Here is a 5,454-nt window from a genome sequence, read left to right as displayed (position 1 = left end):
GCTGTAAGAGCCTAGCGATGACCTACTTTCACACGGGAACCCGCACTATCATCGGCGCAAAGTCGTTTCACTGTCCTGTTCGGGATGGGAAGGAGTGGTACCAACTTGCTATGGTCACTAGGCATAACTTGTGGATGAGCAGCGCTAGCTGCTCATCAAATTCATAGAGACAAAATCAGATTTATTCGATTGCGCACAACTGGCATAACTAGTCTGAACCGCATATAGCAGTATCAAAGTTATAGGGTCAAGCCTCACGGGCAATTAGTACTGGTTAGCTTAACGCATTACTGCGCTTCCACACCCAGCCTATCAACGTCGTGGTCTACAACGACCCTTCAGGGGGCTCAAGGCCCCGGCAGATCTAATCTTGAAACGAGTTTCCCGCTTAGATGCTTTCAGCGGTTATCTCTTCCACACGTAGCTACCCTGCGATGCCACTGGCGTGACAACAGGTACACCAGAGGTGTGTCCACTCCGGTCCTCTCGTACTAGGAGCAGGCTTCCTCAAATCTGCAGCGCCCACGGAAGATAGGGACAAAACTGTCTCACGACGTTTTAAACCCAGCTCACGTACCTCTTTAAATGGCGAACAGCCATACCCTTGGGACCGACTACAGCCCCAGGATGAGATGAGCCGACATCGAGGTGCCAAACACCGCCGTCGATATGAACTCTTGGGCGGTATCAGCCTGTTATCCCCAGAGTACCTTTTATCCGTTGAGCGATGGCCCTTCCATACAGAACCACCGGATCACTATGTCCTGCTTTCGCATCTGCTCGACTTGTCAGTCTCGCAGTTAAGCACGCTTATGCCATTGCACTATCGTCACGATGTCCGACCGTAACTAGCGTACCTTCGAACTCCTCCGTTACGCTTTGGGAGGAGACCGCCCCAGTCAAACTGCCTACCATGCACTGTCCCCGATCCCGATAAGGGACCTAGGTTAGAACCTCAAACGCACCAGGGTGGTATTTCAACGTCGGCTCCATGTGATCTAGCGACCACACTTCAAAGCCTCCCACCTATCCTACACAGATCCGTTCAAAGTCCAATACAAAGCTACAGTAAAGGTTCATGGGGTCTTTCCGTCTTTCCGCGGGGAGATTGCATCATCACAAACATTTCAACTTCGCTGAGTCTCTGGAGGAGACAGTGTGGCCATCATTACGCCATTCGTGCAGGTCGGAACTTACCCGACAAGGAATTTCGCTACCTTAGGACCGTTATAGTTACGGCCGCCGTTTACTGGGACTTCAATCAAGAGCTTGCACCCCATCATTTAATCTTCCAGCACCGGGCAGGCGTCACACCCTATACGTCCACTTTCGTGTTTGCAGAGTGCTGTGTTTTTATTAAACAGTTGCAGCCACCGATTTTTTGCAACCCTTTTCTGCTCCGTTTGTTCAACTTCACATACCGAGGGCATACCTTCTCCCGAAGTTACGGTATCAATTTGCCGAGTTCCTTCTCCAGAGTTCTCTCAAGCGCCTTAGAATACTCATCTCGCGCACCAGTGTCGGTTTGCGGTACGGTCGTCAATAGCTGAAGCTTAGTGGCTTTTCCTGGAAGCAGGGTATCACTCACTTCGTGTGCAAGCACACTCGTTATCACCCCTCATCTAAGCCCGGCGGATTTGCCTACCGGGCACGACTACAGGCTTGAACCAACATATCCAACAGTTGGCTGAGCTAACCTTCTCCGTCCCCACATCGCACTATTGATCGGTACAGGAATATTGACCTGTTTCCCATCAGCTACGCATCTCTGCCTCGCCTTAGGGGCCGACTCACCCTACGCCGATGAACGTTGCGTAGGAAACCTTGCGCTTACGGCGAGGGGGCTTTTCACCCCCTTTAACGCTACTCATGTCAGCATTCGCACTTCTGATACCTCCAGCATCCGTTACCAGACACCTTCACAGGCTTACAGAACGCTCTCCTACCACGTGCAATAAATTGCACATCCGCAGCTTCGGTAACTGGCTTAGCCCCGTTACATCTTCCGCGCAGGACGACTCGATCAGTGAGCTATTACGCTTTCTTTAAATGATGGCTGCTTCTAAGCCAACATCCTGACTGTTTTAGCCTTCCCACTTCGTTTCCCACTTAGCCAATTTTAGGGACCTTAGCTGGCGGTCTGGGTTGTTTCCCTCTTGAGTCCGGACGTTAGCACCCGGTGCTCTGTCTCCCAAGCTGTACTCTGCGGTATTCGGAGTTTGCCTTGGTTTGGTAAGTCGCCATGACCCCCTAGCCAAAACAGTGCTCTACCCCCGCAGGTAATACTTGAGGCACTACCTAAATAGTTTTCGGAGAGAACCAGCTATTTCCAAGTTTGTTTAGCCTTTCACCCCTAACCACAGCTCATCCGCTGATTTTGCAACATCAGTCGGTTCGGACCTCCAGTACCTGTTACGGCACCTTCATCCTGGCCATGGTTAGATCACTTGGTTTCGGGTCTACACCCAGCGACTGGACGCCCTATTCGGACTCGATTTCTCTACGCCTTCCCTACTCGGTTAAGCTTGCCACTGAATGTAAGTCGCTGACCCATTATACAAAAGGTACGCAGTCACCCCTTACGAGGCTCCTACTTTTTGTAAGCATACGGTTTCAGGATCTATTTCACTCCCCTCCCGGGGTTCTTTTCGCCTTTCCCTCACGGTACTGGTTCACTATCGGTCGATTACGAGTATTTAGCCTTGGAGGATGGTCCCCCCATATTCAGACAGGATTTCTCGTGTCCCGCCCTACTTGTCTCTAGCCTAGTACCACCGATGAGCTTTCACATACGGGACTATCACCCACTATGGTTGACCTTTCCAGGCCATTTTGTTAACTCATCGACTATCACTAGAAGGCTCTTCCGAATTCGCTCGCCACTACTATCGGAATCTCGGTTGATGTCTTTTCCTCTGGGTACTTAGATGTTTCAGTTCTCCAGGTTCGCTTCGTTAGCCTATGTATTCAGCTAACGATACCCTTGCGGGTGGGTTTCCCCATTCAGAAATCTCCGGATCAAAGCTTATTTGCCAGCTCCCCGAAGCTTATCGCAGGCTATCACGTCTTTCATCGCCTGTAATCGCCAAGGCATCCACCATATGCTCTTAGTCACTTGACCCTATAACTTTGACGTCTCTTATCGAAACATCGCCATATTTGGAGTTCAAAGACTTGTGAGGTCTCACACCTCACGCGTTATGCCGTAATGTGAATATCTTTGCTACTGCGTCTTTCAACGCAGCTTAGAGAATATTCGTCATTACAAGAATTCAATTTGTTGAATTCGTGTTGACGCAATCAAATAATTGCTGATGGCACGGTGCACAAAAAGTGCTTTCCATCAGCAATACTGATTTCGACTCTATGAATTTTTAAAGAACAGCCTATTGATCGGATCGATCAATACAAAAGCAGTCTTTGCAAGACTGCTTTTGTATTGAGGTGAGCCTACGATTGTAGCACCGTTTGATGCTATCAATTTATTTCCATCTCTTGTATTTGGTGGAGGATGACGGGATCGAACCGACGACCCCCTGCTTGCAAAGCAGGTGCTCTCCCAGCTGAGCTAATCCCCCAATCGGGTTTTTCGCATTGGAAGTTTGGTGGGTCTAGTTGGGCTCGAACCAACGACCCCTGCGTTATCAACACAGTGCTCTAACCAGCTGAGCTACAGACCCAATCCATCGAAACCTTACGGCTCCAACAGTTGCCATCCAACAACCGATAAGTGTGGGCGTTCAAACTTGAACTGCTTCATTTTCCAGAAAGGAGGTGATCCAGCCGCACCTTCCGATACGGCTACCTTGTTACGACTTCACCCCAGTCACGAACCCCGCCGTGGTAAGCGCCCTCCTTGCGGTTAGGCTACCTACTTCTGGCGAGACCCGCTCCCATGGTGTGACGGGCGGTGTGTACAAGACCCGGGAACGTATTCACCGTGACATTCTGATCCACGATTACTAGCGATTCCGACTTCACGCAGTCGAGTTGCAGACTGCGATCCGGACTACGACTGGCTTTATGGGATTAGCTCCCCCTCGCGGGTTGGCAACCCTTTGTACCAGCCATTGTATGACGTGTGTAGCCCCACCTATAAGGGCCATGAGGACTTGACGTCATCCCCACCTTCCTCCGGTTTGTCACCGGCAGTCCCATTAGAGTGCTCAACTAAATGTAGCAACTAATGGCAAGGGTTGCGCTCGTTGCGGGACTTAACCCAACATCTCACGACACGAGCTGACGACAGCCATGCAGCACCTGTGTTACGGCTCTCTTTCGAGCACGAAGCTATCTCTAGCGACTTCCGTACATGTCAAAGGTGGGTAAGGTTTTTCGCGTTGCATCGAATTAAACCACATCATCCACCGCTTGTGCGGGTCCCCGTCAATTCCTTTGAGTTTCAACCTTGCGGCCGTACTCCCCAGGCGGTCAACTTCACGCGTTAGCTTCGTTACTGAGTCAGTTAAGACCCAACAACCAGTTGACATCGTTTAGGGCGTGGACTACCAGGGTATCTAATCCTGTTTGCTCCCCACGCTTTCGTGCATGAGCGTCAGTACAGGCCCAGGGGGTTGCCTTCGCCATCGGTGTTCCTCCGCATATCTACGCATTTCACTGCTACACGCGGAATTCCACCCCCCTCTGCCGTACTCTAGCCTTGCAGTCACAAAGGCAGTTCCCAGGTTGAGCCCGGGGATTTCACCTCTGTCTTACAAAACCGCCTGCGCACGCTTTACGCCCAGTAATTCCGATTAACGCTTGCACCCTACGTATTACCGCGGCTGCTGGCACGTAGTTAGCCGGTGCTTATTCTTACGGTACCGTCATGACTCCAGGGTATTAGCCCGAAGCTTTTCGTTCCGTACAAAAGCAGTTTACAACCCGAAGGCCTTCATCCTGCACGCGGCATTGCTGGATCAGGCTTTCGCCCATTGTCCAAAATTCCCCACTGCTGCCTCCCGTAGGAGTCTGGGCCGTGTCTCAGTCCCAGTGTGGCTGATCGTCCTCTCAGACCAGCTACAGATCGTCGGCTTGGTAAGCTTTTATCCCACCAACTACCTAATCTGCCATCAGCCGCTCTAGTAGCACAAGGTCTTGCGATCCCCTGCTTTCATCCGTAGATCTCATGCGGTATTAGCTACTCTTTCGAGTAGTTATCCCCCACTACTAGGCACGTTCCGATGTATTACTCACCCGTTCGCCACTCGTCAGCATCCGAAGACCTGTTACCGTTCGACTTGCATGTGTAAGGCATGCCGCCAGCGTTCAATCTGAGCCAGGATCAAACTCTACAGTTCGATCTTGAATTTAAAGTCTTGCGACTATTACTCATAAAAACGGAATTGAAGTGAACTTCACTTCTATTTCCATGAGCGTTTGATTTAGTTCCAAAGAACTTGGCAATTCGCCTTCAAACGCCCACGCTTATCGGCTGTATCTTGTTAAAGAATA

Annotated in this window: 2 tRNA genes and 3 rRNA genes; all 5 read right to left on the bottom strand. The window is 50.6% G+C overall.

Annotated features, from left to right (window positions below):
• Positions 1-9: 9 nt before the first annotated feature.
• Positions 10-122 (bottom strand): 5S ribosomal RNA (gene rrf / locus AC27VO_RS16430).
• 121 nt (positions 123-243) lie between these two features.
• Positions 244-3,121, bottom strand: a 23S ribosomal RNA gene (locus AC27VO_RS16425).
• Positions 3,122-3,502: 381 nt separating this feature from the next.
• Positions 3,503-3,578, bottom strand: a tRNA-Ala gene (locus AC27VO_RS16420).
• Positions 3,579-3,603: 25 nt separating this feature from the next.
• Positions 3,604-3,680 (bottom strand) — tRNA-Ile (locus AC27VO_RS16415).
• A gap of 87 nt (positions 3,681-3,767) precedes the next feature.
• Positions 3,768-5,300, bottom strand: a 16S ribosomal RNA gene (locus tag AC27VO_RS16410).
• Together the 16S, 23S and 5S rRNA genes with 2 tRNA genes alongside form the textbook arrangement of a ribosomal RNA operon.
• Between the last annotated feature and the right edge of the window lie 154 nt (positions 5,301-5,454).

It is taken from the genome of Comamonas sp. 14P8.1.4 (genome assembly GCF_057799285.1).
The sequence above is the reverse complement of the archived record's forward strand: the minus strand, read 5'-3'. Positions and strand labels throughout refer to the sequence as shown.